The sequence below is a fragment of the Bradyrhizobium elkanii USDA 76 genome (assembly GCF_023278185.1).
GTDB classification, from domain to species: Bacteria; Pseudomonadota; Alphaproteobacteria; order Rhizobiales; family Xanthobacteraceae; genus Bradyrhizobium; species Bradyrhizobium elkanii.
In genome coordinates, this window is sequence record NZ_CP066356.1 from 3,042,076 (window position 1) to 3,066,321 (window position 24,246).

Genomic DNA, 24,246 nt, shown 5'->3' on the forward strand with positions numbered 1-24,246 from the left:
AGCGCGGCCGTTCAGTGGGACCCAATCTTGTCCCACAGCCAGCGCGCGACGGCGTCGGGCGACGATGATGCGTCATTGCCCGACGCGCGCAAATTCGCCTCGCGCATCTCGGCGATGCCGATTTTGCCGAGCAGCGGCCGCAGCGCCGCCTTGAGAGCCTCGTCGTCGCGCCGCTTCGGCGACAGCAGCACGATGGCGTCATAGGGCGGGATGGCGTGCCTGTTGTCGGCGAGCGTGACAAGATCGTACTTCGCGATCAGTCCGTCGCTGGTGTAGCCCGCAATCACGTCGACCTCTCCGGAGGCAACCGCCGCATACATGAAATCCGGCTGCATCTGACGCTGGGCACGGAACGTCAGCCCATAAGCCTTCTGGATGCCGGCCCATTCCGGCCGCGAGAAGAATTCATAGTCGCCGGCGATCGACATCGTCGCGGCGCGCGACGCGAGGTCGGCGATCGAATGGATGTCGAGCTCTTCGGCGCGCTTCCTCGGCATCACCAGCGTATAGGCATTCTCGAAGCCGAGCTCGCCGAGCAGCGTGATGTCTTGCTTCGCCAGCGTCATCTGCAACTCGCCCAACAGCTCGGCGCGGGGTTTGATGTCGGTGTGGTGGAACTGGTTGGCCCACAGCGTCCCGGAATAGTCGACATAGACATCGATATCGCCGGCCGTGAGCGCGTCGAAGATCACGTTGGAGCCGAGGCCGGCGCGGGTCGTGGCCGGAAGCCCGGCCGCCTGCAGCCGCTGCGCGATCAACGCCGACAGCACATATTGCTCGGTGAACGTCTTGGCGCCGACGACGATGCCCGCATGCGGGCGCGCGATCGCGGGCACCAGCGTCGCCGCGATCAGGGCGGCAATACCAAGCCCGCCGAGCGCCGTCCGGATGCGGCCGCGATTGCGCAGGCCGTTCTCGATCAGCGCCAGCAATTGGTCGACCACAAGCGCGAGCACGGCCGCAGCGAAGCAGCCGAACAGCACGAACACCCAGTTCTGGGTCTGCAATCCCGCGAAGATATAATTGCCGAGGCTGGTCTGGCCGATCGGCGTCGACAAGGTGGCGGTGCCGATCACCCATACCGCCGCGGTGCGGATTCCGGCCATCATCACCGGCAGCGCCAGCGGAAGCTCGACCATGATGAGCGATTGCCGCGGCGTCATGCCGACGCCCTGGGCGGCTTCCAGCACCGCCGGATCGACTCCCGACAGGCCGGTGATGGTGTTGCGCAACACCGGCAGCATCGAATAGAGCGCGAGCGCCAGCACCGCCGGCAGGAAGCCGAAGGCGGAGAAGCTGAAGCCGAGCCACGCCGCGGTCAACGCGGCGAGCGCCAGCAGCAGGGGATAGAACAACGCGAGCAGCGCGAGACCGGGCACGGTCTGCACGATGCTGGCAAGCCCGAGCAACGTCGTGCGCAGCACCGGCCGGTTGCGAGCGATGATCGCAAGCGGCAAGCTGATCACGAGCCCGAGCGCCAGCGCGGCGACGCTGACCCGCACATGATTGCCGAGATAGTCGGGCAGATGCGCGAGCGCCTCGCCCCAGCGCGGATCGGATAATAAATTCATGCCGTGTCGCCCCGCGGCAGCAAAGCGCCCAGGCGTTCCGCCTGCCGCCGCGGCGTGCGCATCAGTTCACCGACATAGGCGTCGGTGCTGGCCGAGAGTTCCGCCGGGGTGCCCTGGGCCAGCAGCCTGCCGCCACGCATCACCGCGACACGATCGGCCAGCAGCAACGCCTCGGTCATGTCGTGGGTGATCATGACCGTGGTCAGGCCGAGCTCGCGGTGCAGCGTTCGATAATCGTCGCCGAGCGCGTCGCGGGTGAGCGGATCGAGCGCGCCGAACGGCTCGTCCATCAGCACGATGCGCGGCTTCGCAGCCAGCGCACGCGCGACGCCGACGCGTTGACGCTGGCCGCCGGAGAGTTCGTGCGGCATACGCTCGCGATATTGTGAGGGGTCGAGCCGCACAAGGTCGAGCAGTTCGTCGACCCGCGCCGAGATCTCCGCCTGCGTCCAGCCGAGCAGATGTGGCGTGATGCCGATGTTGCCGGCGACGGACAGATGTGGAAACAGCCCACCGCTCTGGAAGACATAACCGATGCGGCGCCGCAGCAGGATGGGGTCGACGCGGTTGACATCTTCACCTTCGACGGCGATCCGGCCGTGGTCGGCTTCGATCAGGCGATTGGCGAGCCTCAGCAGCGTCGTCTTGCCGGAGCCCGAGCCGCCCACGATCGCCAGGAATTCACCCTCGGCCACGTCAAGCGAGACGTCGTCGACCGCCACCACGCGACCACTGTCAAAACTCTTGCCGACATGCGCGTAGGCAATCAGCGGCGTTGCTGGCATTCCAGGGCGACCTCATGTCTCACCGTCGTGAACGACAGTGATAGCCCATAAAATGGACTTTGACTCGAGGCGCGCGCCTGCGCCGTGTGGTTTCGCAGGCTGTTCCGGTCGAAGCGGATCACCCCCGTCCGGGGCTGTGAGCACACATCACACTTCGTTCTTGGGTACGTACTTGCCCATGATGCATTTATAGCTCTGCAGGTGCCATTCGTGATACGGCCCCTTGGCGAGCCAATCGGCGATGCCGATTTGCGCATTCACTGCGCAGGCGCCCATGGTGATGCCGGATTGGTCACTCGTGGTGACGACCTTTTCCATGCAGAGTTGAGCATTGCAGAGGATGGCGACGAGCGTAACGAGCATGACGGCCTTTATCAGTGGGGTTAACCCGGTCTGACCCGAATCATGCAGGGTTCATGCCACTATCAGCGGCTTTGGCGCCACGGCCGACAAGACCGGGAAAGTACGGCCGAAGCGAATCGTCACGCCCGTCAGCGCGTAGCCGCACGCCCGTAGATACGCTATAGTCGCTGCCCAACTACGACGTGAGATCGGGGCGAGCGAGGAACGTTGCGCGGTCGGGGGCTGCATCGATGATGACGTTACCTGAGTTGGCGGCAGGTGCTTTGGAGAAGTTTCTCGCCACGCATGTCAGCCGCACCTTCGGGGCTTCGCAGGCGCGCTTTGGCGAACTCCTGCCGGCCGCGGCCCGCATCGCGCTGGAATGCATCGGCAACAGCGACGCGCTCTACCACAATGTCGAGCACACGATGCTGGTCACGCTCGCCGGGCATGACATCATCCGCGGCCGCGCGCTGCACACCCACGTCACCGCCGAGGATTACACCCACACCATCATCGCCTGCCTGACCCACGACATCGGCTATGTGCGCGGTCTTTTGAAAGGCGATGGACCCGACGGCTACGTCATCGATGCCTCCGGCAACAAGGTGGTGCTGCCACGTGGCTCGTCGGATGCCGGCCTGATGCCGTATCATGTCGACCGCTCGAAGCTGTATGTGCTCGACAGGCTCGAGGCCGTCCTTCCGCTCGATCGCGAGCGCGTCGCGCGCAACATCGAGGGCACGCGGTTTCCGGCGCCCGAAGGCCAGCAATATGACGATGAGGCGTCGATCGTCCGGGCGGCCGATTTCATCGGTCAGCTCGGCGATCCCAACTACATCAGGAAGGCCAACGCGCTCTATCACGAGTTCGAGGAGGTCGGCATCAACCGCCAGCTAGGCTATGAGTCGCCGGCCGATATCGTCGACCGCTATCCGCAATTCTACTGGAACATGGTTGCGCCGCACATTCAGGGCGCCATCAACTGCCTGAACATGACGGCAAGCGGCCGCCAGTGGATCGCGAATCTCTACAGCAACGTGTTCCGCGCCGAGCGCGAGGTGACGTTGTCCGGACCGCAAATCTGACGCCGCGGCCTTTCAGCACGGATTGCGCTGCGTTCCCCAGCCGTTCGCGGAGTGTCCACATTTGGGCCTGCTTCGTCGTTGCACGTTTCGTGGAAATCAGCGACCTTGCGCCATGGACCCCTCCAGCGACCGCGTTTTCGACCGTTCAGCATGATCTCCCGTTTTGCTCAAATGATTGCGGCTGCCGTCCTCTGCTGGCCGGCGCTCGCCGTTGCCGCCGGTCCGGTCTACGACGTCGACCTGTACGCGTTGATGTCCGGCACCTGCCGCAATGTCACCGTTGCGGGCCGCAGCTACACCTGCAAGGCAGTCGCCTATTTCCACACCCTGCGCGGCCGTTCCGAATTCACCGTGGTGCTCGACGATCCCTCCGACAAGAGCCACATCATCTCGTTCTCCGGCGAGAGCACCGAGCGCACCCAGGACAATCTGTTCGAGCTCGCGGTCGACCGCATGTTGCTGAAGTCCAGCGACCGCCCGCGGGTGGATGGCCTGCCGGTACCGCTGGTCGAGATGTCGACAGGCTCATGCCGTCAGGTCGGAAGTTTCATCACGCGACAGGTGTCCACCATCACCTGCGCCGCCACCGACCAGAACGGCAAGAAATACGAGCTGAGTTTCGAATCGGACGGCTCGCCGATGACGTTGCGGCGGTTGCGGCAATCGACGCTGCCCTCCGAACGGCAGCGGGCGCGCCAGATCGCGCAGCTCGAATGCCGTCTCAAGGCGCGCGCCGCGCAAGTGCTGCCGCGAGACACGACGGCCTTCATGATCCGCTGCCTCGGCGAGGGCGACGGCAAGCCGGCCGACGAACAGCGATAGCCAGGCGCTCGGCGATCCGGACGAGGCTTGAGGAGAATTTGATGCGTTTGAAACTCACCATCATCGCCGCCGTCGGCGTTTGCATCGCCGGGCCGGCCGCCGCACAGATGTACGATCCGAACTATCCGGTGTGCCTGGAAGTCTATGGCGGGAGGCTGACGCCCGAGTATATCGATTGCAGCTACACGTCGCTTCCGCAGTGTCAGGCGACGGCCTCGGGGCGCTCCGCGACGTGTTCGGTCAATCCATTCTACAAAGGTCCGAAAAAGCCGCCAAAGCAACGGGGGCAGCGACAACGCCGGTCCGCCAACTAGCGCGCTCAGGCTTGCCGCCTGCCGTCGCTCAAGACTGTATGGCCGTCGTGTCCCCAGTGCGGTTGACTAACTCCGGCAGTTGTGAGGAAACGGTCCGAGCAATAAGGAGAATCCGATGCGCCTGAAACTTTTCGCGATCGCTGCGTTCGCGGTCGCGCTGGCCCGACCTGCCGCCGGACAGGCCTATGATCCGAACTATCCGGTCTGTTTGCATCTCTATAACGGGCCGATGGCCGGAGACCACATCGATTGCAGCTACACCTCGATCCCGCAGTGTCAGGCGACCGCATCGGGTCTCTCTGCGATGTGCATCGTCAATCCCTTCTTCGCTCCTCCGCCACCACCCCCGGAGCGTCCGGTGCGCCGCGGACGCCATCCCGTTCAGTGAGGCGGGTCCGCGAAACTCGTCCCGTCAAAGCGGCACACGCAAGGCATCGTAAGTGAATAGCCAGTCATAGCGCTCGCGCACCCGGTCCGGCTGCCATTCGCGCGAGACGTAGGCGTCGGCACCTTCGGCGTCGGCAAGCGCGGGATTATGGAAGCGCCTGGCATTGTCGGCCGACTTCACCACGATTGCGTTGGTCCGCGTCAGCCGCGCGGTCTGGTAGCGCCGCAGCGCTTCCTCGGGCGGGAAGCTCTCAAGACAGCGCGCCAGCACCATGCCGTCCTCGATCGCCATGTTGGCGCCCTGGGCCAGGAACGGCAGCGTCGGATGCGCGGCGTCGCCGAGCACGCAGGCGCGCCCGACGACGAAGCGATCGAGCGGGTCGCGGCCGAGCAGCGCCCATTTGTAGGGAATATCAAGGCTCGCGATAATGGTGTGGATCTGCGGATTCCATCCGGCAAAGGCTCCGCTGCAGGCCTCGCGCGTGCCACGTTCGGTCCACGACTCGACGGACCAGCTCTCACCCTCGAAGATACCGACGAAGTTCAACAGCTCGCCACGGCACACGGGATAGGTGATGACGTGGCCGCCCGGGCCGATCCAGTTGGTGCCAACGTCGCGTTGCAGGCTCGCCGGTAGCCGTTCCATCGGCACCAGCCCGCGCCAGGCGGCCACGCCCGAGAAGAACGGCTTGGTGTCGCCGCCGATCTGCCGGCGAATTTCGGAGTGCACGCCGTCGGCGCCGACCACGACGTCGCCGCGCCGACGCTCGCCATTGGCAAGGTGCAGCCAGATGCCGTCGCCGTCCTGGTCAAATCCGCTGCAGCGGCTGCCGAGATGCAGGCGCCCCGGCGCCCGAGCCTTGAATGAGTCGACCAGCACGCGGTGGAAGTCGCCGCGATGCACCATCCAGTAGGGCGCGCCATAGATCGCGCGCGAGGAGGCGCCGAGGTCGAACAGTTTCCAGGTCCGCCCGGTGCTGAACAGCCTGATTTCCTTGCCCGACGGCTCGCAGGCGATGGCTTGCATCTCCTGCTCGAGCCCGAGCGCGATCAGGACGCTGGTGCCGTTGGCGCTGAGCTGGACACCGGCGCCGAGCTCGCGCAGCTCCGACGCCTGCTCGAAGATCTCGACCTCGATGCCGCGCTGCAGCAGCGACAATCCGGCGACAAGGCCGCCGATCCCGGCGCCGGCGATCAGGACCTTTGGCTTGCGGTGTGTGCTCACGCCAACACCGCTATCTGCGCGTGATCAGGAAGTCGTCGGTGAATTCGCCGCGCGACAGCTTGACCGGGATCTCGCCGTCGCTGCCGATCTCGACGATCTCCGAGCCGGACTTGTTGTCCTCAGCGGTTAACAGCTCGATGCGCTCGGCGATCCGCTCCGCCTGCCAATCGGTCAGCTTCCAGGCAAACCGGCCGCCGAGATCGCGCATGCCGAATTCGTCGTCGGCGGGCGCCAGCACCAGCGCGTCGCGCGAGACGGCGCCGGGAATCCGCTCCGCCACGGCAATGCTCTGCGGGTTCTCGGCAAAGCGCCGCAGCAGCCTTGCCAGCGCGGCGAGATCCGCCGCTTCGCCGAGGAACAGGAACAGCGGATGAAAATCGCTTGGCATGTATTCAAATCGCAGCATGATCGTCGATCCGTTGGCTGGGACTACTCGCAGAGCACCTTGATGACGTCCTGGGCGTGGCACAGCTCCACGGTGCCGACGTCGGCGGGCCGGGCAGGGCACTCCAGATAGCGCACCTGCAGCCACTGGCCGTCGTCCATGTTTTCCTCCACTTCGGCGACGACGCCGGCCGCAAGTTTCAGCCGCGTCCCCACCTTGATCGCCATCACGTCAATCATCGCTACCCTTGCTACCCTGACCTCGCCCGGAGTTGGCCCTCGCTTAGAAGAACGTGGTGAGATTTTTGGCCAGCAGGATATTCTGTTCAAGCAATATCTCGCGTCGCGCGATCTTCCAGGCAGTGTCGGTCAGGCGCAGCGTGTCGTTGCGGCGGCCGACGAAGATGTAGGTCTCGTACTCGACGCGGTTCTGGTAGACGAGGAAGCGGCTGGTGACGTCGAGCTCGCGCACTGCGCCGACATCCGGCCGCGCGCCCTTGATCTGCACATTGCTGACCATGTGCGTGATGCGCGACAGCGGCTCCTCGGCATAGTGCACGCCGGTCAGGATCTGCTCGACCCGCTTGGTCAATGTCCATTTGTCCTCGTCGAACCAGCTGATGCCTTCGCCGCGTTTGGTGTTCTCGCGCGCGGCCTGCTGGCCGAACTTCACGTTGCGGCGGATCGGCATGAAATAGCTGATGTCGTCGGTGAGTAACTCGAGCCAGTCGCGGAAGCGCCGGTCGTCGAGCAAATCGGCCTCGCGATAGTAGAAATCCTCGATATCGGCCTTCAGCCGGTAGTAGGCCGCCGATCGCTCGATCGCAGCGATGCCGGCGTGTTGTTGTTTGTCCTGATCCTGAACGGTCGTCGTCATTGCTATCTCCTCATCAGGCATCGCACGGTTTTCAGAGCGCCGGCTGGGGTGGAATCGGTCCGCCCTGCTGGGCGAAGCAGCCGACATCGATCACGGTGCCGGACAGAGTTTCCGCTTCCGGCGACAGCAGGAAGGCCACGACATTGGCGATGTCGTCACCGGCGGCGACGCGGCCCGCGGCGGTGCCCGGCGCGCCCTTGCCGAAACGCGCCGCGTCACCGCCGACGCGGCCGAGGCTCATGCCGCTGACGATGCCGCCACCGCCGGGAATCACGGTGTTGACGCGGATGCGCTGGTGAAAGAAATCGTAGGCCATCGCCGCGCTGAGCGCGACAACGCCGCCCTTGCTCGCGCTGTAGACCGCCATGTTCGGCTTGCCCCAGCCGGCGCCGGAGCCGATGTTGACGATCGAGCCGCCGCCTTGCGCGATCATGTACGGGATCGCGGCGCGGCTGGTCAGATACGGTCCCTTCAGATTGACGGCGATGATACGGTCGAACAGCGCCTCGTCGGTGTCGAGCACGGTGCCGAGCGGACCGATCGCGGCGTTGTTGACGACGCCGTCGATGCGGCCGAAACGCGCCATCGCGTGCGCGACCACCCTGGCGACGTCATTCGCTTGCGACACATCGGCTTCCATCAGCTCGGCAGAGAGCCCTTCGCGATCGAGCTGTTCGCGCAGGGCCGGAATGGCGTTCTGCGCGGTACTTGAGACCTGCGCCGCCTCGAGACCGAACGCCACCACCGCATGGCCGCGCCGCGCGAGGCCGAGCGTAATCGCACGGCCGATGCCGAAGGTGCCCCCGCTGACGAGGACGGTTTTTGCGGGCGCGGTCATTCTGCGGCCTGCCGGTTGCCGGCGGGTGATCCGAGCAACTCGTGCCAGTCGCCGCCCTGCATGTAGGTGGTCCAGCGGCGGTAGAAGCCGCGCGCGATCTGCTCGGTGACTTGGGTCGAGACATCGCCGCCGAGCGGATGATCGGTGACGTAGGCGCCCATCGACTGCTGATAGTTGAAGGGATAGCGCCGCGCCACCGTGCCGGTGCTGGCCGCGGTGGCATAGAGCCAGTTCTCCATGTCGTCCTGCTCGGTCATGCCGGCCGGGCCGGAGTAGCGCATGTAGTAACGGCGCAGATATTCCTTGGCTTCCTTCGGCGCGTCCTTGTCGACCAGGAAGAAGCGCCAGCCTTCGGTCGAGGTCGGGCTGTGCGGATGCCAGGCGCAAAGCCCCCGCGGCTGACGACCATGATAGGACGTGTTGGGGAAGATCGTGCCGACGAACGGCAGCAGCCGCGCTCCTTCGCCGAGCCGCCGCTTGCGCTCCTCGAAACAGTGCCGGAAGTATTTTTCGAGGATCGGGTTGTCGAGGAAGGACTCGATGTATTCGTTGGCCTCCGGCTGGATCGCGCTGTGCACGCCATGGCCTTCCGGAAAGCTGATCCAGACGTGCTGCGCCTTCTCCAGCTCGTCGTCGCGGCGGCCCTTCTTGCCGGCGGCGGCGCTCGGCCCGATGCCGATCAGGTCGACCGAGCGATGGCTTGGGTTGTGATAGGTGTCGCCGAGGAAATTCTCGGCCGCGAATTTCCAGTTGGCGGGGAACACCCATTTGTGGACGCCGATCACTTCGGAGCCGCCCTCGCGGCCGTCGCGGCAGTCGAGCGCCTGGTCGAGATGGACCTTGGCATCGCCGAGATAGGTGATGAAGTCGGGCGCGTCCTTGTCCCAGGTCGCCCAGATCGAGCCCTTGTAGTTGCAGAGCTTCGCCACCGAGACCAGCGAGTTGGCATCGCGGTCGAGCACCCCGTCATACAGCGTCCGGTGCAGCGGAACGCCCTGCAGCTTGCCGTCGGTGGTATAGGTCCAGCTGTGATAGGGGCAGGTGAACAACGACGTGTTGCCCTGCTCGTAGCGGCACACCTTCATGCCGCGGTGCCGGCACGAATTCAGGAAGACGTGGATCTCGCCCTTCTTGTCGCGGCAGAGGATCACGGATTCCTCGCCCATCCGCGATGTGTAGAAGTCGCCGGGATTGGGCACCAGGCTTTCGTGGCCGACCAGCAGCCAGGCGCGGGTGAAGACCTTGTCGAGCTCCTGCCGATAGATATCGGCGTCCACGAAGATCTCGCGGCTGATGAAGCCACCCTTGACGTCAACAAGCTGATCGAAATCGTTGCGAAGCGGCATCGGCTCCTCCTTGTCTCGCCTGCGCGACGGTCAGTCGCGGCGAATGATGGTGCGTCCTACTTGTCGAGCTTGCAGCCGCCGGTTCCCTCGGGGCGGAACGCCTTGTCGCCGGGAATGGCCGCGATCTTCTGGTAGTAGTCCCAGGGATATTTGCTCTCGTCCGGCTTCTTCACGCGGTAGAGCGAGAGGTCGTAGACGACGCGGCCATCTTTCCGGATGTGCGCGGGGCGGCCGAAGAAATCGACCGGCAGCTTGCGCATCTCGGCATTGACCGCCTTGGCCTCGTCGCTGCCGCCGGCCTCGATCGCCTTCAGATAATGGCGCACGGCGGCGTAGGTCGCGGCCTGCAGCTTGGTCGGTTCGCGCTTCTCGATCTCGATGAAGCGCTTGGCGAAGGCGCGGGTGCCGTCGTCGTCATCCCAGTAATATTGGGACGCGATGTACATGCCTTGCGCGTCGCGCAGGCCGATCGAATGGACGTCGGAGATGAAGGTCAGCATGCCGACGATGGTCTGCCCGCCTTGTTGCAGGCCGAATTCGTGGGTCTGCTTCACCGCGTTGACGGTGTCGGCGCCGGTGCCGGCCAGCGCCACCACCTTGGCGCCGGAGCTCTGCGCGGCCAGCAAAAAGGATGAGAAGTCGGTGGTGTTGAAGGGATAGCGCACCGCGCCGAGCACCTTGCCGCCGGCATCGGTGACGGCGCGCGAAGCGTCCTTCACCATCGCGCTGCCGAACGAATAGTCGACCGCGACAAAGAACCATTCCTTGCCGACGCGGCGGCCCAGCTCGCCGACCAGGCCGGCCGACAGCGCGTAGGTGTCGTCGGCCCAATGCGTGACGAAGGGCGAGCATTTGTCGCCGGTGAGGTCCGATGTCGCTGCGCCCGAGACCAGCGCGGTGCGGTTGCTCTGCGTCGCAAGGCCGGCGACGGCGAGGCCGACCGAACTCACCGCAAGATCGGTCACCGCGTCGACATGCTCGACGTCGAACCATTGCCGCGCGATCCCGACCGCGACGTCGGGCTTGTTCTGGTGATCCGCCGAGATGATCTCGATCGGCTTGCCCAGCACCTTGTTGTGAAAATCCTCAGCGGCAAGCTTCGCGGCGGTCACCGAGCCCGGCCCACCGAGATCGCGGCCGCTGCCGTAGTCACCCAGCACCGCAATCCGCACCACGCCGTCCGAGATGCCTGAGCCGTCGGGTGCGGCGTGCGCCAGCGGCGTCGCGAGCATCAGCGTGGCGATCGCGGCGGCGGCCCATCTGCGCGAGGCGTCTGTCTGCGGCAATTCCAATCCTCCCGTCGATTTTTCATGTGTCCATCTAGTGGACATTATTCTCATAATTCGCGATAGTATCCGCGCGAGCCGATCGGTCAAGCGCGCTGGATGCAGCGCGCCCCGCCGAATTTGCGGATGTGGACGGATGGCAAAGAAACCGAAGGCGGAAGTTCACGACGCGGAGCAGGGGGCGTCAGGCGTGCGCGCGGTCGACCGCGCCATCGCGATCCTGCAATGCTTCACGCCGGATCAGCCGGCGATGAGCGTGATCGAGATCCAGAAGCGGGTCGGGCTGAGCCGGCCGACGCTGTATCGCCTGCTGCAGACGTTGGCGCAGCGCGACCTGATCCAGGCCGAAGGCGACCCGCAGCGCTTCCGGCTGTCGCACGGCGTGATGAAGCTGGCCCATGTCTGGCTGAACGGCCTCGAAGTGGTCGCGATCGCGCGCCCGGTCGTCGAGGGCCTGCGCGAGGCGACCGGCGAGACCGCAGCGTTGTTCCGCGAGCAGGATGATCGCGGCATCTGCATCCTCGAATGCGAGAGCCGTCACGTGCTCTCGATCAGCCGCGGCGTCGGCCACAGTCTGAGCCTGATCCAGGGATCGACCGGCAAGGCGATGCTGGCCTTCATGGACCCGAAGCGGCAGGGGGCGCTTCTTGCCAGCATTGCAAAGAGCGCGGATCGTGCGCGGCTCGAGGACGCGCTGAGCTTTGCGCGGCGCAACGGCTATGCGACCAGCCATGGCGAGATCTTCGCCGGCGCGGTCGCCGTCTCCGCGCCGTGTTTCGATCACCGCGGCGAGGTCGTCGGTTCGGTCGGCCTCTACGGACCGAGCGCGCGCATCGACGAGCGGAAGCTACTGGAATATTCAAAGCTGGTGCGCGAGGCCGGCCGGCAGATCTCGGTCCTGCTGGGCTATCAGGACGGCGCGCCCATCGCATAGGGCTTCAACACCGCATAGAGCATGTCGTGCGTCGGCGTCGGGACGCCGAGCTTGCGGCCGAGCTCGACCACCTTGCCGTTCAGCCACGGCAGTTCGAGCCGGTTGCCACGCTCGAGATCGAGCGCCATCGAGGCCTTCATCGCCGGCGGCGCGTGTCCGATGAAATCGAGCACTTTCGTCAGCGCATCCGACGGCAGCTTGATGCCGCTGGCGTGCGCGATCGCGATGATCTCCTCGCAGGCCGATACGAAGAGCGGGCGCAAGTCGGGATCGTCGCGCAGCTTGCCGATCGGCAGCCTGGTGACCGCGGTCATGCCGGCATTGGTGGCGAGGCCGATGAACTTCATCCAGAGCTCGGTATTGATCTGCTCGCTCAAGGTCGCGTCGAAGCCGGCCTTCAGGCAGAGATCGAGCAGCGCCTTGCCGCGCGGCGTGATGCGGCCGTCGAGCTCACCGAAGATCATGCGCATGAAGGTGCCGACCTGGTTGATGACACCGGGCTTGATGATCGACGCCGAGATCTGCGCCACGCCGCCCATCACGGCGTTGCGTCCCAGGATCGAGACCAGCCTGTCGGGCGCATCGATACCGTTCTGCAGCGGGATCACCGCGGTGTCGGGGCCGACCATCGGCCTGATGTGTTGGCCGGCGCTTTCGACGTCCCACAGCTTGACGCAGAACAGCACGATATCGACCGGGCCGACGCTTGCCGGATCGTCGGTCGCCTGGGTCGGGACCAGATGGGTTTCGCCGCGGCCGCCCTGAACCTTCAGCCCCTCGCTGCGCATGGCGGCCAAATGAGCGCCGCGCGCGATAAAGGTGACGTCGGCGCCGGCATGCGCGAGCGCCGCACCAAAGCCGCCCCCGACGCCTCCGGCGCCCACCACTGCGATCCGCATGATTGTCTCCTTGTCCGTCGCTTTGGGCTGCAGCCTCGACGATGTCGGCGCAATGCGCAACCCGGTTGCGCTATTGCGCAGCCCGGCCTGTCTGAAAATCACGTGACCGCGGCCTTGTTTGCTACGCCATCTTCCTGCGTTGACTTGCCCGCCCGAACCGCTAAGCCATTTCGGAAAGTTCGGGAGGAATGCGTGGCGATGACGGAGCCGACGGCGGTCGCGCTTGACAATGCGACGGTGGCGTTTCGGTTGGCGGATGGACGCGTCTATACCGCGGTCGAGCAGGCCAATCTTTCGGTTGATCATGGCGAGTTCGTCGCCATTGTCGGTCCGACCGGATGCGGGAAGTCGACGCTGCTTAACGTCACGGCCGGGCTGCTCAAGCCCGCGGCCGGAACGGCAAGGATCTTCGACAAGCCGCTGAGCGGCCTCAATCGTGATGCCGGCTACCTGTTCCAGGCCGATGCGCTGTTCCCCTGGAAGACCGCGATCGACAATGTCGCGATCGGGCTCGAGATATCAGGCACGCCGCGCGCCGAGGCGCTCGCGCGCGCGCAGAAATGGCTGACCTCGGTCGGGCTCGGCGCCTTCGCCAATCGCTATCCGCACATGCTCTCGGGCGGCCAGCGCAAGCGCGTTGCACTGGCGCAGGTCCTGATCCGCGATCCGAAGATTCTCCTGATGGATGAGCCGTTCGGTCCGCTGGACGCCCAGACCCGGCAAATCATGGGCAATCTGCTCTTGGAATTGTGGAGCGCCGACCGCAAGGCGGTGCTGTTCGTGACCCACGATCTCGAGGAGGCGATCGCGCTGGCCGATCGCGTCGTGATCATGTCGGCCGGCCCCAGCGCGCGTATCATCGGCGACTGGCGCATCACGCTGCCGCGGCCGCGCGACATCGCCGAGATCCGGATGGAGAAGGATTTCCATGCCCTGCACCGCGAGATCTGGGGCGTGCTGAAGGACGAGGTGATGAAGGGCTATGTGCAGTCGACGCAGGCGGGGGCTGCCTGATGTCTCGCGTCACGCTGCTGTCCCTGCAGGTTCTGGTCGCCGTCGTCACACTGGTACTGTGGCAGCTCTTCTCCACCGTGCCGGTGTTCGGCAAGGTGCTGCTGCCGCCGTTCTTCTTCTCTAATCCGGTCGACGTCTTCAGCCAGATTGTAAAGTGGTTCTCGACCGGGGTGATCTGGAAGCATCTCGCGATCACGCTGTGGGAATCCATCCTCGCCTTCGTGATCGGCTCGGCCGGCGGCATTCTGGTCGGCTTCTGGTTCGCGCGGCAACCGCGCGTCGCCGCGGTGTTCGATCCCTATGTGAAGATGGTCAACGCGCTGCCGCGCGTGGTGCTGGCGCCGATCTTCGCGCTGTGGTTCGGGCTCGGCGTCTGGTCCAAGGTCGCGCTCGGCGTGACCCTGGTGTTCTTCATCGTGTTCTTCAACGTCTATCAGGGCGTCAAGGAAGTGCCGACCACGGTGCTCGACAATGGCCGCATGCTCGGCATGAACGAGCGGCAGCTGATGCGCCACGTCTACTGGCCCTCGGCGCTGTCATGGATGTTCTCCTCGCTGCACACCTCGGTCGGCTTTGCGGTGGTCGGCGCGGTGGTCGGCGAATATCTCGGCTCCGCCGCCGGCCTCGGCTACCTGATCCAGCAGGCCGAGGGCGTGTTCGACGTCGCCGGCGTGTTCGCCGGCATGTTCGTGCTGTCGGCCTTCGTCATCCTGATCGACATGGGCGTGACGATGGTCGAGAATCGGCTGCTGGTGTGGCGGCCGACGGCCGTGACGCGGGACTAAAGCATGATCCGGAAAAGTGCGAAGCGGTTTTCCCGCGCGACAAACGCGGGACGCGTTTGCGCGGAGATCATGCTCAAACAAAGAGCTGAAGCGCGATGACGATTCAACCTAATCACATCGCGCTTTAGGGCACTTCCGGCGCGGCCTCGATCAAGCCGCGGATCTTCTCCGTCACCTCCGGGTCGATCGGATTGTAGACGATCATGCTGAGGTCGGGCCGGCCGTCGACCGCGAACGCCGAATATTCGAACTTGACCGGGCCCAGGATCGGATGCCGGAGCTGCTTGACGCCTTCGCCGTGCGTTCGCACGTCGTTGTCGCGCCACAGCGCCGCGAATTCCGGACTGAGCCGGCAGAGCTCGTCGACGAACGGTTGCACCTCGGCAGCGGCGCCGGCACGCGCTGCGTCGACCCTGAAGGCGCCGACCACGAAGCGCGCCACACTGGCCCAGTCGTGTTGCGCGGCGCGGACGCGCGGATCGAGGAACATGAAGCGCAGCACGTTGCGCTCGCGCGGCGGCAGCGATCCGTAGTCCGTCAGCATCACGGTCGAGGCCCGGTTCCAGGCGACGATATCCCAGGTCGCGGTGCGTAGCACGGCGGGGCGCGGTTCCAGCGCGTCGAGCACGCGCTGGAGCCGGGGCGTGACGCCTTCGCTCTTCTGGTAGCGCACCTCGGGCGTGCGGCCGAGGCCGAGCAGGAACAGATGCTCGCGCTCGACATCGGTCAGCATCAGCGCACGCGCGATGCGGTCGAGCACATCGGCCGAGGGCGCGCCGCCGCGGCCCTGTTCGAGCCAGGTGTACCAGGTCGCGCTGATGTTGGCGCGCTGCGCCACCTCTTCGCGGCGCAGGCCCGGCGTGCGCCGCCGCTCCGGCGGAAAGCCGAACACGGCCGGATCGAGCTTGCTGCGGCGGTCCTTCAGGTAGGCGCCGAGCAGGTTCTCTTGCGCGAGCGGTTCGCTCATCCTGTTAACTATTATACCATGATAAGGTCACTACTTTAACAGGATAGCGCGCAGGGCCAGATTTGTCTCCAACGAAACCTGGAGACTTCCTCATGCGTGTGTTCGTCACTGGTGCCACCGGATTCATCGGCACTCCCGTCGTCAAGGACCTGATCGCCGCCGGACATCAGGTTCTTGGCATGACCCGTTCGGACGAGGGGGCGAACGCGATTTCTGCCGTCGGTGCGGAGGCTCTTCGCGGCTCGCTCGAGGACCTTGATAGCCTGCGCAAGGGGGCAAGCGCTTCGGACGCTGTCATTCACCTGGGCTTCGTTCACGACTGGTCCAACTTCGCGAACAGTTGCGAGATCGACCGCCGCGCCATCGAAGCCCTGGGTTCTGTTCTGGCTGGATCGGACAGGCCATTGATCGTGACCGGGGGCTTGGCGGGATTGGCCAAGCCCGGCCAGATCGCGACCGAGAACCAAACGATATCGCCGGATTTCCCCTTTCCCCGCGTGTCGGAACAGACGGCCCTGTCGCTGAGGGGCGTCCGCGCGTCGGCTATGCGTCTTCCCCAGGTCCACGATCCTGTCAGGCAGGGTCTCATCACCCCATTGATCGCGGTGTACCGCGAAAAGGGCGTGTGCGCCTATCTCGGCGACGGGCAAAATCGCTGGCCGGCAGCGCATGTTCTCGACGTGGCGCGCCTCTACCGGCTGGCCATCGAACAGGCTGAGCCGAACGCGAGGTATCACGCCGTCGCGGAAGAGGGGGTCTCGATGCGCGATATTGCCGAAACGATCGGACGGCGCCTGAAGCTGCCGGTCAAATCCATCGCCCCGCAAGAGGCGCCGGCCTTCTTTGGCTGGCTCGGCACGTTCGCGGCATACGACATGGCGGCTTCCAGCGAGCAGACGCGCAGGAAGCTTGGATGGCAGCCGACCGGGCCAGGGTTGATTGCCGATCTCGAACAGCTGGTCTATTCCGCGCAGTAGGATGCGTAAGGTGGGTTAGCCGAAGGCGTAACTCACCATTTTCTCCGCGGGTGGGCACAGTTGGTGGGATGCGCTTCGCTCACCCAGCCTACGCAGCCGATCACAGCGGGAAGCATCGCATGTAGGCCGCAAACAGTGTCTCATCGCTGTAGCTCACCAGCTCGTGGGTAACCGCGTCGGCCAATTCGAGGTCGCGGTTCTGGACGCGCAGCCAGGCCTGGGTGTCGGCGGTGATGGTCAGAGCGGCTTCACCGACATGCCGTCCCGGCACGACCTGGAGGTCCTTGCCCTTGATCGCAACGGTCATATCCAGCGCGCTTGCACCGGTGAAGCGCAGATGCGTCACGAAATCCAGGCCTCGCGCCCTGCCGCGCTGGAATCCGAGCGAGAGCGAAAAGATATAGGCCTGCAGGCTGCCGGTATGGCGGCCGGACGTGACATGCTGAAGCTTCTTGTGTGGAAAGCGCCGCGTCACCGTGTCCTCGGCGTCGGTGTCCGGGATCACGTAGACGAACTCGTCCTTGTCGATCAGCGGCTGCACCACATCGGCGAAATGGGCGTCGCGATCGTGCAGGAAGGGGCCGATCACGTCTTCGCCGGCCGGGCAGGCCGAAATGCAATAGGCCGCCTTGTAGCCAGGCTTGAACGACAGCGATTGCCAGATGTTCAGCGTCTCGGTGCGGGGAACGCGGGCGCGATAATCCCTGGCGTCCTTTGCATCCGCGACCTTCTCCACCCACTGCGTGAAGTTGCCGAGAAAGTCGTGATAGTTGTGGGTGTGGCAGGACAGGAAATCGAAGCCGCCGTCGGGCTTGATGGCGCCGACCGGGCAGGCGGCGACGCACAATTTGCACTCCAGGCACGGATTGTAGTCGATCGGGTGGTCATGGGCGTCGACCTCGCAGCCGAGCAGGATGGTGCCGAGCAGGACGAAGCTGCCGAATTTCGGATGGATCACGCTGCGATGGATTCCCATGCGGCCGAGACCGGCTTCCACCGCGATCGGCTTGTGCTGGACCATCATGATCCTGGGCAGGTCCATCTCCATCGGGAACGCGGCAACCGAGTTGCAGGCCGGGATGCCGTGCTCGTCGAGCGCGCGAACGATGGCACGCGCGGTTTCGTTGACGTGATCGTAAGTGCTGTGGAATTCCTCGTTGGCGACCGAGCGCGAGGGCGAGCGCACCGGCTCGCGGTTCATGTGGCAGACGATCGCGAGCAGGGAGCGGGTCCGGCTATAGACCTTGCGAATGAAGTCCCGCTGCGACGCGATGGCGGCCCGTTCGAACTCGATGATGCCGACATCATCGGCTCCACATCTGCGCGCGATATCCTTGATCAGCTCCGATGAAACTGGGACGTCGCGGACCGGTTCGCTGCTGCGCGCGCGCACAGCCCTGACCGTGGGGTGATCGTCCAGGCTCATGGTTCCGGCTTTCCATAAAATGACGATAATCATATTATGGAGCGGGTGAACTTGAGGCAAGTGAATTATATGTCAAGCGCCATGTAATTGAACTGCCGCCCAAATGATGGATTCGCGTAATGCTCGGACAACGCCGTCAGTCCAGCAGTTTGGTATCATCCGGCGCCTGCGGCGGCGTCTTGATCGCGATGGCCTTGATGGCGCGGCCGTCCAGCTGTCGGAAAGTCGCCTTCTCAAGGCCTCCCGGCTCCTCTATCTTGCCGGCCAGTCGAACGGAGGACGTCATGAACAAATGGCTTGGCAAGCTTGCCGGAACGCTGCTGGCGCTGACCCTGTCCACGGGCCTTGCCGCGGCGCAAAGCAAGATCACCATCGCGGTCGGGGGCGGCGCTTGCCTGTGCTATCTGCCCACCGTGCTGGCCAAGCAGCTCGGCGAATACGACAAGGCCGGGCTTGCGGTCGAGCTGGTCGACCTCAAGGGCGGCTCGGACGCGCTCAAGGCCGTGCTCGGCGGCAGCGCCGACGTCGTGTCCGGCTATTTCGACCACTGCGTCAATCTCGCGGCCAAGAAGCAGGAGCTGCAGGCCTTCGTGGTCTATGACCGCTATCCCGGCCTCGTGCTGGTGGTGTCGCCGAAGCACACCGGCGAGATCAACTCGATCAAGGATCTCGCCGGCAAGAAGGTCGGCGTCAGTGCGCCGGGTTCCTCGACCGATTTCTTCTTGAAGTATCTGCTCAAGAAGAACGGCCTCGATCCTGCGGGCACCGCCGTGATCGGGGTCGGCCTCGGCGCCACGGCGGTGGCCGCGATGGAGCAGGGTCAGATCGACGCTGCCGTGATGCTCGATCCCGCCGTTACCGTGCTGCAGGGCAGCTACAAGGACCTCAAGATCCTCAGCGACACCCGCACCCAGCACGACACGCTTGCGGTGTTCGGCGGCGAATATCCCGGCGGGGCCCTGTATTCGACCGCGGCCTGGGTCAACGGCCACGAGAAGGAGGTGCAGGCGCTGACCAATGCGATCATGGCGACGCTGGCCTGGATCCATTCGCACAGCGCCGAAGATATCATGGCCAAGATGCCGGACGAGATCGTCGGCAAGGACAGGGCGCAGTATCTCGCGGCGCTGAAGAACACGATCCCGATGTATTCCGAGACCGGCAAGATGGACCCCAAGGGTGCAGAGGCGGTGCTCGCGGTGTTCAGCGAGGGCTCGCCCGATGTCGCCAAGGCCGGCATCGACGTCACCAAGACCTACACCAACAAGTTCGTCGATCAGGCCAAGAAGACCACCGGAAACGCGAAGTAAACACGTTCGGACATGCAGTCTCCGCTCATTTGTCGTGTCACCGCGCTCGACCTTGCCTTGCAGCGGCGTCCGTGGCCGTTCGCGGACCAGCGGCGTGCCGAGATCGATGCGCATTTCGCCGAGCAGCAGCGGCTGAACCCGAACCTGTGGAACGGCCGCGTCCTGCTCGGGCGCGATCCGGTGTTTGCCGGCGAGCGGCTCAGCGCGAGCTATTTCGAGACCGATTTCGCGAGCTTCCTCGCCTGGCGCGACTGGGGCTTTCCGGACCGCGAGGTGTTCAACGGTTTCGGCATGGGCGCGCTGCTCGCGAGCGACGGCGCCTTCGTGTGCGGGGTGATGGGCGAGCAGACCGCGAATGCCGGACGTATCTATTTCCCGTCAGGGACGCCCGACCTCGACGACATCAGGGGCGAGACGGTGGATATCGCCGGCAGCGTGATGCGCGAGCTCGAGGAGGAGACGGGACTGTTGCCGTCGGATTGCCGCGGCGACGCCGACTGGCACTGCATCTACACCGGCGTTGCGCTCGCGATGATGCAGATCCTGCGCGTCGACATGCCCGGCGACGCGCTGCGGGCTCGCATCGAGGCCAATTTGGCGCAGCAGGAAGACCCCGAGCTCGCCGGCATCCATCTGGTGCGCAGTCGCGCCGATCTCACTCCCGCAATGCCGCGTTTCGTCACCGCGTTCATCGAGACGCAGCTGCCGGCGTAGGCAAAGGAATGCGCAATGACCGAGCAAGCCACCGCTGCCGCTGCATTGACACCGGCAATCGCCGATGGCCCCCAAACGATCAAGGTCATCATTTCGGGTGGATTCGCCTCGGTCTACCGCGACGTGCTGCCTGAATTCGAGCGAAGCACGGGCATCAGCGTGGAGACTGGATCGGGTGCGTCCGAGGGCACCGGTCCGAAGACGATCAGGCACCAGCTTGCGAACGGCACCAAAGCGGACGTGGTTATCCTTTCGCGCGAGGGACTTCGAAGTCTGACCGAAGACGGCCGAATTCGTGCGGGATCGGAAGCCGGATTGGCGACGGCACCTTTGGCCGCGGCGGTTCGGGCAGGCTCTCGCAAGCCGGACATCGGCAATGATATCGCGCTCAGGAAAGCCTTGATCGACGCCGGCCAGGTGGTGGCGCCGAGCAGCACGAGCGGGCAGTACGTCCGCGACAAGGTTTTCCCCAGGCTGAACTTGCCGGACACGGTCAGGCTCACCCTCGAGGCGCGCGGAACCGAGGCTGCCGAGGTGCTGAGAGCAGGCAAGGCAAATCTCTCGATCGGCCCGACCAGCGAACTGGTTCAGGAGAGCGGCATCGAAGTTGTCGGTCTGCTGCCGCCAGATCTCCAGCTGGTGCAGACCTTCACGGCCGCGATCGTCAGCGACGCGCAGGCGCCGGAAGCAGCCAAGCGCCTGATCGATTTTCTTTCCCTGGACAGCGATATCCTGCTCGCGGCCATCAAACGGGCCGGCATGGAACGGCCCCGCGGATAAATTGCCGCTGCCAACCGCACGCCCCAGCATCGCGCGTCGGCACCATTCCGCCGAAACTTTGCGCAAGCCTGCGCGGTGCGGACGCAGCCATCGCGCTTGACATCATCGGCCGCTCCCCCTGTGATAGGGCGGCACGACAACAAAAAATGCAGTGCACAATCTCTGGGGAGGGATTCATGCCGGTCAGGAGGGCTGCCCGCTGGCTTGCGGGCCTATCCGTCGCGCTCGCGGCGCTCGGTGTGGCCAATGCAGCGCATGCGCAGGACAAGAAGATCAGGATCGGCGTGATCTTCGATTTGACCGGCCCGCTGGCCGGCGGCGGCTCCGAGCTGCAATATACCGGCGTCAAGATCATGCTCGACCATTACGCCAAGACCGGCGTCGAGGGTTACAAGGTCGAAGCCGTCTATGCCGACGCGCAGAGCAAGCCCGACATCGCGATCAACGAGGCCGTCCGCCTGCTCGAGCAGGAAAAGGTCGACATGGTGATGGGCTTCTTCTCCTCGGCGCAATGCGTGCCGGTGTCGGCGCGGGTCGAGCAGATGAAGAAGTTCATGTGGATCACGACCTGCATTTCCTCCGGCGTGTTCGACGGAAAGAACTACAAATACGTGTTCCGTCCGCAGGCCGCCGGCAACCAGTACGGCATGATGACGACCGACTTCATCGCGCAATACTCCATGTCCAAGTTCGGCAAGGAGCCGAAGGATCTCCGCGTCGCCATCATCCATGAGGACGGCGCCTATGGCGTCGACGTCTCCAAGGGCAATGAGGCCGGCGCCAAGAAGGCCGGCTTCAACATCGTGCTCAAGGAGGGCTATTCGGCGACCGCGCCCGATTTGTCGGCGCTGGTCACGAAGCTGAAGCGCGCCAAGCCCGACGTGATCTTCCATACTGGCTACAATCCGGACATTACCCTGTTGTTCCGCCAGGCTCGCGAGCAGGGGCTGAAGTTCGGCGCCATCGTCGGCCACGGCGCGGGCTACGGCGTCTACGAGAAGCTGAAGGAAGGCCTCGGCGCCGACGCCAACTATCTCTTCAACACCGACCCGATCTCGATCTGGCTTGCCAACCAGAAGAACATGGATCCCAAGCTGCCGCCGGTCATCAAGATGGTCGGCGAGGAGTTTGACCGGCTGAAGCCCGGCGTGCCGATCCGCTCCGCCCACGTCGGCATCGGCGCGGCCAATGCCTATGTCTTCCTCGACGACGTCTTGCCGCGCGCGATCAAGAAGTATGGCGGCGTCGATCCGGATGCGCTGCGCAAGGCCGCGCTCGACACCGACATACCCGAGGGCGGCACCATGCTCGGCTACGGCGTGAAGTTCTACGGCGAGGGAGAGCAGTATGCCGGGCAGAACGCGCGTTCGTTCCCGGTGGTGCTGCAATATATCGACGACAAGTCCTATGTGGTGTGGCCGAAGAGCCAGATGCAGCGCGAGACCGAGCTGCCGCTGCCGGCCGGCACCACCTACAGCTACAAATAGCTCGCTTGCGAAGGGAACTGCCGTGCTCGCCGTCGAAGGCCTGGTCAAGCGGTTTGGCGGCTTTCGTGCCGTCAACAACGTGTCGTTCCGCGTCGAGCAGGGCGAGATCCTCGGCCTGATCGGCCCGAACGGCTCCGGCAAGAGCACGATCTTCAACATGCTCTCGGGCACCTTGCCGCCGACCTCCGGCTCGATCCTGTTCGACGGCCACGAGATCGCCGGGCTCGCCCCGCACCGGATCATCAACCGTGGCATCGGCCGTACCTTCCAGATCCCGCGGCCGTTCCATCGCCTCAGCATCTTCGAGAACGTCGTGCTCGCCGGCTTCTACGGCCAGGGCCGCCACAGCCGCGGCAAGGCCGAGGAGGCGGCCGAGCGGGCGCTCGCGATGGTCGGGCTGCCGACCGATCGCAACGCCAGCGTCGAGGGCCTGGGCGCCGCGGGCCTGAAGAAGCTCGAGCTCGCCAAGGCACTCGCCACCGGCCCGAAACTGTTGCTCGCGGACGAGAGCCTCGGCGGGCTCGACGAGGCCGAGATGGACCAGGCCGCCGACATGCTGCGCCGGATCCGCGACGAGCTCGGCATCACCATCATCTGGGTCGAGCACATCATGGGCGTATTGATGCGCGTGGTCGATCGCGTGATGGTGCTCGATCACGGCGAGAAGATCGCCGAGGGCCTGCCGGCCGATGTCGCCGGCGACGCAAAAGTGATCGAGGTCTATCTCGGCACCGATGCGGATGCGAGCCTCGCGGCCGCGGCGGCAGCCCAGGCGCGGCGCCGGATCGGGGCGTGAGCGCATGCTGGAATTGAAATCGATCGACGCGGGCTATGGCAGCTTCCAGGCGCTGTTCGACGTCAGCCTCGACGTCAAGGCGGGCGAGGCGGTCGGCGTGATCGGCCCGAACGGCGCCGGCAAGACTACCTTGATGCGGGTGATCTCCGGGTTGATCCGCCCGATCAGAGGCACGATCGCGATGGAGGGCACCGACGTCGTCGCGACGCCCCCGCATCGCATCGTCAGCCTCGGGATCGCGCATGTGCCGGAAAATCGCCGGCTGTTTCCGCGGCTCACCGTCGGCGACAACCTGAAGATGGGCGCCTACATGCCCGGTGCCCGCGCGCGTTACGCCGAGCGGCTGGAGTTCGTGTTCGAGCTGTTTCCGCGCATGAAGGAGCGCCAGCACCAGATGGCCGGGACGATGTCGGGCGGCGAGCAGCAGATGTGCGCGATCGGCCGTGCGCTGATGTCGAACCCGAAACTGCTGCTGCTCGACGAGCCGTCGGCCGGGCTCGCGCCGGTTGTGGTGCAGCAGGTGTTCGAGCTGGTCAAGCGCATCCGCTCAAGCGGGCTGACGGTCCTGATCGTCGAGCAGAACGTGCAGCAGGTGCTGCGCGTGGTCGACCGCGCCTATCTGCTGGAAGCTGGCAGTATCCGCGCCGCCGGATCAGCTGCGGAGCTGGCCGCCAGCGACACCATCAAGCAGGCGTATTTGGGTGTGTGAGGGGATGATGACATCACATCTGGCAGGCGTGTTCACCCCGTTTCCCGTCATCCCCGCGCAACGGCTACGCCGTTGTCGCTGGAGGAGCGGCGTTAGCCGCGTCTCGAAGGATCGACGGCCACCGGCCGGGCCGTACATCCTTCGAGACGCCGCTTCGCGGCTCCTCAGGATGACGGGAACGAG

Annotated in this window: 28 protein-coding genes; 14 read left to right on the top strand and 14 right to left on the bottom strand. The window is 65.0% G+C overall.

What is annotated here, in order from left to right; all coding sequences use genetic code 11:
* Positions 1-11: 11 nt before the first annotated feature.
* The 3 genes from JEY66_RS14475 to JEY66_RS14485 all read right to left on the bottom strand — a co-directional run bounded on the left by JEY66_RS14475 (position 12) and on the right by JEY66_RS14485 (position 2,719).
* Positions 12-1,571 carry an ABC transporter permease/substrate-binding protein gene (locus JEY66_RS14475; protein ID WP_018272988.1) on the bottom strand — a complete coding sequence of 520 codons (1,560 nt, stop codon included), beginning with the start codon at positions 1,569-1,571 and terminating at the stop codon, positions 12-14.
* Positions 1,568-2,356, bottom strand: a complete 789-nt coding sequence (locus JEY66_RS14480; RefSeq protein WP_018272987.1) for an ATP-binding cassette domain-containing protein — start codon at positions 2,354-2,356, stop codon at positions 1,568-1,570. Before JEY66_RS14480 ends, JEY66_RS14475 begins: the two co-directional genes overlap by 4 nt.
* 147 nt (positions 2,357-2,503) lie before the next feature.
* Positions 2,504-2,719, bottom strand: coding sequence for a hypothetical protein (locus JEY66_RS14485; protein WP_016844293.1), 216 nt, complete (start codon positions 2,717-2,719; stop codon positions 2,504-2,506).
* A 230-nt stretch (positions 2,720-2,949) separates the two neighbouring features.
* Between JEY66_RS14485 and JEY66_RS14490 the strand changes: the two genes are divergently transcribed.
* The 4 genes from JEY66_RS14490 (at position 2,950) to JEY66_RS14505 (ending at position 5,310) form a co-directional block, all read left to right on the top strand.
* Positions 2,950-3,786 carry a hypothetical protein gene (locus JEY66_RS14490; protein WP_026193124.1) on the top strand — a complete coding sequence of 279 codons (837 nt, stop codon included), beginning with the start codon at positions 2,950-2,952 and terminating at the stop codon, positions 3,784-3,786.
* Between the two features lie 150 nt (positions 3,787-3,936).
* A complete protein-coding gene (locus tag JEY66_RS14495) occupies positions 3,937-4,608 on the top strand; it encodes a hypothetical protein (protein ID WP_246715731.1) in 672 nt (223 codons plus the stop codon).
* 41 nt (positions 4,609-4,649) lie between these two features.
* Positions 4,650-4,922, top strand: coding sequence for a DUF3551 domain-containing protein (locus JEY66_RS14500; protein WP_018272985.1), 273 nt, complete (start codon positions 4,650-4,652; stop codon positions 4,920-4,922).
* A gap of 115 nt (positions 4,923-5,037) precedes the next feature.
* Positions 5,038-5,310 carry a DUF3551 domain-containing protein gene (locus tag JEY66_RS14505; protein WP_016844297.1) on the top strand — a complete coding sequence of 91 codons (273 nt, stop codon included), beginning with the start codon at positions 5,038-5,040 and terminating at the stop codon, positions 5,308-5,310.
* Positions 5,311-5,334: 24 nt separating this feature from the next.
* Here JEY66_RS14505 and JEY66_RS14510 read toward each other — a convergent pair whose 3' ends face one another.
* Genes JEY66_RS14510 through JEY66_RS14540 form a run of 7 tightly spaced genes read right to left on the bottom strand, consistent with a single transcriptional unit; the run spans position 5,335 to position 11,271 of the window.
* Positions 5,335-6,534, bottom strand: coding sequence for an FAD-dependent monooxygenase (locus JEY66_RS14510; RefSeq protein WP_018272984.1), 1,200 nt, complete (start codon positions 6,532-6,534; stop codon positions 5,335-5,337).
* A 10-nt stretch (positions 6,535-6,544) separates the two neighbouring features.
* Complete coding sequence (locus JEY66_RS14515; RefSeq protein ID WP_018272983.1) at positions 6,545-6,940, bottom strand: hypothetical protein; 396 nt, start codon at positions 6,938-6,940, stop codon at positions 6,545-6,547.
* A gap of 23 nt (positions 6,941-6,963) precedes the next feature.
* Positions 6,964-7,146 carry a hypothetical protein gene (locus tag JEY66_RS14520; protein WP_016844300.1) on the bottom strand — a complete coding sequence of 61 codons (183 nt, stop codon included), beginning with the start codon at positions 7,144-7,146 and terminating at the stop codon, positions 6,964-6,966.
* Positions 7,147-7,201: 55 nt separating this feature from the next.
* Positions 7,202-7,795, bottom strand: a complete 594-nt coding sequence (locus JEY66_RS14525) for a 3-phenylpropionate/cinnamic acid dioxygenase subunit beta (protein ID WP_018272982.1) — start codon at positions 7,793-7,795, stop codon at positions 7,202-7,204.
* A gap of 31 nt (positions 7,796-7,826) precedes the next feature.
* Positions 7,827-8,633 (bottom strand): SDR family NAD(P)-dependent oxidoreductase, encoded by an 807-nt coding sequence (locus JEY66_RS14530; RefSeq protein ID WP_016844302.1) that lies wholly within the window; start codon positions 8,631-8,633, stop codon positions 7,827-7,829.
* On the bottom strand, positions 8,630-9,979 hold the full coding sequence (locus JEY66_RS14535; protein ID WP_018272981.1) for an aromatic ring-hydroxylating oxygenase subunit alpha: 1,350 nt from the start codon (positions 9,977-9,979) through the stop codon (positions 8,630-8,632). The genes JEY66_RS14530 and JEY66_RS14535 overlap by 4 nt, the downstream gene beginning before the upstream one ends.
* Before the next feature lie 56 nt (positions 9,980-10,035).
* A complete protein-coding gene (locus JEY66_RS14540) occupies positions 10,036-11,271 on the bottom strand; it encodes an ABC transporter substrate-binding protein (protein WP_016844304.1) in 1,236 nt (411 codons plus the stop codon).
* 130 nt (positions 11,272-11,401) lie between these two features.
* Between JEY66_RS14540 and JEY66_RS14545 the strand changes: the two genes are divergently transcribed.
* The gene (locus tag JEY66_RS14545) at positions 11,402-12,199 is read left to right on the top strand and encodes an IclR family transcriptional regulator (RefSeq protein WP_016844305.1); all 798 of its coding nucleotides are present in this window, start codon (positions 11,402-11,404) and stop codon (positions 12,197-12,199) included.
* Here the strand turns inward: JEY66_RS14545 and JEY66_RS14550 are convergent.
* Positions 12,175-13,098: a ketopantoate reductase family protein gene (locus tag JEY66_RS14550; protein ID WP_026193122.1), complete on the bottom strand. Its 924-nt coding sequence runs from the start codon at positions 13,096-13,098 to the stop codon at positions 12,175-12,177. The two genes, JEY66_RS14545 and JEY66_RS14550, sit on opposite strands and share 25 nt — an antisense overlap.
* A 198-nt stretch (positions 13,099-13,296) precedes the next feature.
* Here JEY66_RS14550 and JEY66_RS14555 point away from each other — a divergent pair, with 198 nt between their 5' ends.
* Positions 13,297-14,112 (top strand): ABC transporter ATP-binding protein, encoded by an 816-nt coding sequence (locus JEY66_RS14555; RefSeq protein ID WP_016844307.1) that lies wholly within the window; start codon positions 13,297-13,299, stop codon positions 14,110-14,112.
* On the top strand, positions 14,112-14,897 hold the full coding sequence (locus JEY66_RS14560; RefSeq protein WP_018272980.1) for an ABC transporter permease: 786 nt from the start codon (positions 14,112-14,114) through the stop codon (positions 14,895-14,897). Before JEY66_RS14555 ends, JEY66_RS14560 begins: the two co-directional genes overlap by 1 nt.
* Positions 14,898-15,021: 124 nt before the next feature.
* On the opposite strand, the gene JEY66_RS14565 is transcribed toward JEY66_RS14560, so the two are convergent.
* Positions 15,022-15,864: a helix-turn-helix transcriptional regulator gene (locus JEY66_RS14565; RefSeq protein ID WP_016844309.1), complete on the bottom strand. Its 843-nt coding sequence runs from the start codon at positions 15,862-15,864 to the stop codon at positions 15,022-15,024.
* A gap of 92 nt (positions 15,865-15,956) precedes the next feature.
* On the opposite strand from JEY66_RS14565, the gene JEY66_RS14570 reads away from it, so the two are divergent.
* Complete coding sequence (locus tag JEY66_RS14570) at positions 15,957-16,841, top strand: SDR family oxidoreductase (protein ID WP_016844310.1); 885 nt, start codon at positions 15,957-15,959, stop codon at positions 16,839-16,841.
* A 100-nt stretch (positions 16,842-16,941) separates the two neighbouring features.
* Here the strand turns inward: JEY66_RS14570 and JEY66_RS14575 are convergent, their stop codons facing one another.
* A complete protein-coding gene (locus tag JEY66_RS14575; protein WP_016844311.1) occupies positions 16,942-18,267 on the bottom strand; it encodes a 4Fe-4S binding protein in 1,326 nt (441 codons plus the stop codon).
* 136 nt (positions 18,268-18,403) lie between these two features.
* Positions 18,404-18,553 (bottom strand): hypothetical protein, encoded by a 150-nt coding sequence (locus JEY66_RS14580; protein ID WP_016844312.1) that lies wholly within the window; start codon positions 18,551-18,553, stop codon positions 18,404-18,406.
* On the opposite strand from JEY66_RS14580, the gene JEY66_RS14585 reads away from it, so the two are divergent.
* The 6 genes from JEY66_RS14585 (at position 18,552) to JEY66_RS14610 (ending at position 24,063) form a co-directional block, all read left to right on the top strand.
* Entirely contained in the window at positions 18,552-19,577 is a 1,026-nt protein-coding gene (locus JEY66_RS14585) for an ABC transporter substrate-binding protein (RefSeq protein WP_018272979.1), read from the top strand. The two genes, JEY66_RS14580 and JEY66_RS14585, sit on opposite strands and share 2 nt — an antisense overlap.
* Positions 19,578-19,589: 12 nt before the next feature.
* Complete coding sequence (locus JEY66_RS14590) at positions 19,590-20,291, top strand: NUDIX hydrolase (protein WP_016844314.1); 702 nt, start codon at positions 19,590-19,592, stop codon at positions 20,289-20,291.
* A gap of 15 nt (positions 20,292-20,306) precedes the next feature.
* Entirely contained in the window at positions 20,307-21,071 is a 765-nt protein-coding gene (locus tag JEY66_RS14595; RefSeq protein WP_016844315.1) for a substrate-binding domain-containing protein, read from the top strand.
* Between the two features lie 176 nt (positions 21,072-21,247).
* Entirely contained in the window at positions 21,248-22,558 is a 1,311-nt protein-coding gene (locus JEY66_RS14600) for an ABC transporter substrate-binding protein (protein WP_018272978.1), read from the top strand.
* 22 nt (positions 22,559-22,580) lie between these two features.
* Positions 22,581-23,354 (top strand): ABC transporter ATP-binding protein, encoded by a 774-nt coding sequence (locus JEY66_RS14605; protein ID WP_018272977.1) that lies wholly within the window; start codon positions 22,581-22,583, stop codon positions 23,352-23,354.
* A 4-nt stretch (positions 23,355-23,358) separates the two neighbouring features.
* Positions 23,359-24,063 carry an ABC transporter ATP-binding protein gene (locus tag JEY66_RS14610; RefSeq protein WP_026193121.1) on the top strand — a complete coding sequence of 235 codons (705 nt, stop codon included), beginning with the start codon at positions 23,359-23,361 and terminating at the stop codon, positions 24,061-24,063.
* The last annotated feature ends 183 nt before the right edge of the window (positions 24,064-24,246 follow it).

Excerpts from the sequence above, each read along its gene's own strand:
- JEY66_RS14475 (WP_018272988.1), bottom strand. The coding sequence starts at position 1,571 with ATGAATTTATTATCCGATCCGCGCTGGGGCGAGGCGCTCGCGCATCTG.
- JEY66_RS14480 (WP_018272987.1), bottom strand. The coding sequence starts at position 2,356 with ATGCCAGCAACGCCGCTGATTGCCTACGCGCATGTCGGCAAGAGTTTT.
- JEY66_RS14485 (WP_016844293.1), bottom strand. The coding sequence starts at position 2,719 with ATGCTCGTTACGCTCGTCGCCATCCTCTGCAATGCTCAACTCTGCATG.
- JEY66_RS14490 (WP_026193124.1), top strand. The coding sequence starts at position 2,950 with ATGATGACGTTACCTGAGTTGGCGGCAGGTGCTTTGGAGAAGTTTCTC.
- JEY66_RS14495 (WP_246715731.1), top strand. The coding sequence starts at position 3,937 with ATGATCTCCCGTTTTGCTCAAATGATTGCGGCTGCCGTCCTCTGCTGG.
- JEY66_RS14500 (WP_018272985.1), top strand. The coding sequence starts at position 4,650 with ATGCGTTTGAAACTCACCATCATCGCCGCCGTCGGCGTTTGCATCGCC.
- JEY66_RS14505 (WP_016844297.1), top strand. The coding sequence starts at position 5,038 with ATGCGCCTGAAACTTTTCGCGATCGCTGCGTTCGCGGTCGCGCTGGCC.
- JEY66_RS14515 (WP_018272983.1), bottom strand. The coding sequence starts at position 6,940 with ATGCTGCGATTTGAATACATGCCAAGCGATTTTCATCCGCTGTTCCTG.
- JEY66_RS14520 (WP_016844300.1), bottom strand. The coding sequence starts at position 7,146 with ATGGCGATCAAGGTGGGGACGCGGCTGAAACTTGCGGCCGGCGTCGTC.
- JEY66_RS14525 (WP_018272982.1), bottom strand. The coding sequence starts at position 7,795 with ATGACGACGACCGTTCAGGATCAGGACAAACAACAACACGCCGGCATC.
- JEY66_RS14530 (WP_016844302.1), bottom strand. The coding sequence starts at position 8,633 with ATGACCGCGCCCGCAAAAACCGTCCTCGTCAGCGGGGGCACCTTCGGC.
- JEY66_RS14535 (WP_018272981.1), bottom strand. The coding sequence starts at position 9,979 with ATGCCGCTTCGCAACGATTTCGATCAGCTTGTTGACGTCAAGGGTGGC.
- JEY66_RS14545 (WP_016844305.1), top strand. The coding sequence starts at position 11,402 with ATGGCAAAGAAACCGAAGGCGGAAGTTCACGACGCGGAGCAGGGGGCG.
- JEY66_RS14550 (WP_026193122.1), bottom strand. The coding sequence starts at position 13,098 with ATGCGGATCGCAGTGGTGGGCGCCGGAGGCGTCGGGGGCGGCTTTGGT.
- JEY66_RS14555 (WP_016844307.1), top strand. The coding sequence starts at position 13,297 with ATGACGGAGCCGACGGCGGTCGCGCTTGACAATGCGACGGTGGCGTTT.
- JEY66_RS14560 (WP_018272980.1), top strand. The coding sequence starts at position 14,112 with ATGTCTCGCGTCACGCTGCTGTCCCTGCAGGTTCTGGTCGCCGTCGTC.
- JEY66_RS14565 (WP_016844309.1), bottom strand. The coding sequence starts at position 15,864 with ATGAGCGAACCGCTCGCGCAAGAGAACCTGCTCGGCGCCTACCTGAAG.
- JEY66_RS14570 (WP_016844310.1), top strand. The coding sequence starts at position 15,957 with ATGCGTGTGTTCGTCACTGGTGCCACCGGATTCATCGGCACTCCCGTC.
- JEY66_RS14575 (WP_016844311.1), bottom strand. The coding sequence starts at position 18,267 with ATGAGCCTGGACGATCACCCCACGGTCAGGGCTGTGCGCGCGCGCAGC.
- JEY66_RS14585 (WP_018272979.1), top strand. The coding sequence starts at position 18,552 with ATGAACAAATGGCTTGGCAAGCTTGCCGGAACGCTGCTGGCGCTGACC.
- JEY66_RS14580 (WP_016844312.1), bottom strand. The coding sequence starts at position 18,553 with ATGACGTCCTCCGTTCGACTGGCCGGCAAGATAGAGGAGCCGGGAGGC.
- JEY66_RS14590 (WP_016844314.1), top strand. The coding sequence starts at position 19,590 with ATGCAGTCTCCGCTCATTTGTCGTGTCACCGCGCTCGACCTTGCCTTG.
- JEY66_RS14595 (WP_016844315.1), top strand. The coding sequence starts at position 20,307 with ATGACCGAGCAAGCCACCGCTGCCGCTGCATTGACACCGGCAATCGCC.
- JEY66_RS14600 (WP_018272978.1), top strand. The coding sequence starts at position 21,248 with ATGCCGGTCAGGAGGGCTGCCCGCTGGCTTGCGGGCCTATCCGTCGCG.
- JEY66_RS14610 (WP_026193121.1), top strand. The coding sequence starts at position 23,359 with ATGCTGGAATTGAAATCGATCGACGCGGGCTATGGCAGCTTCCAGGCG.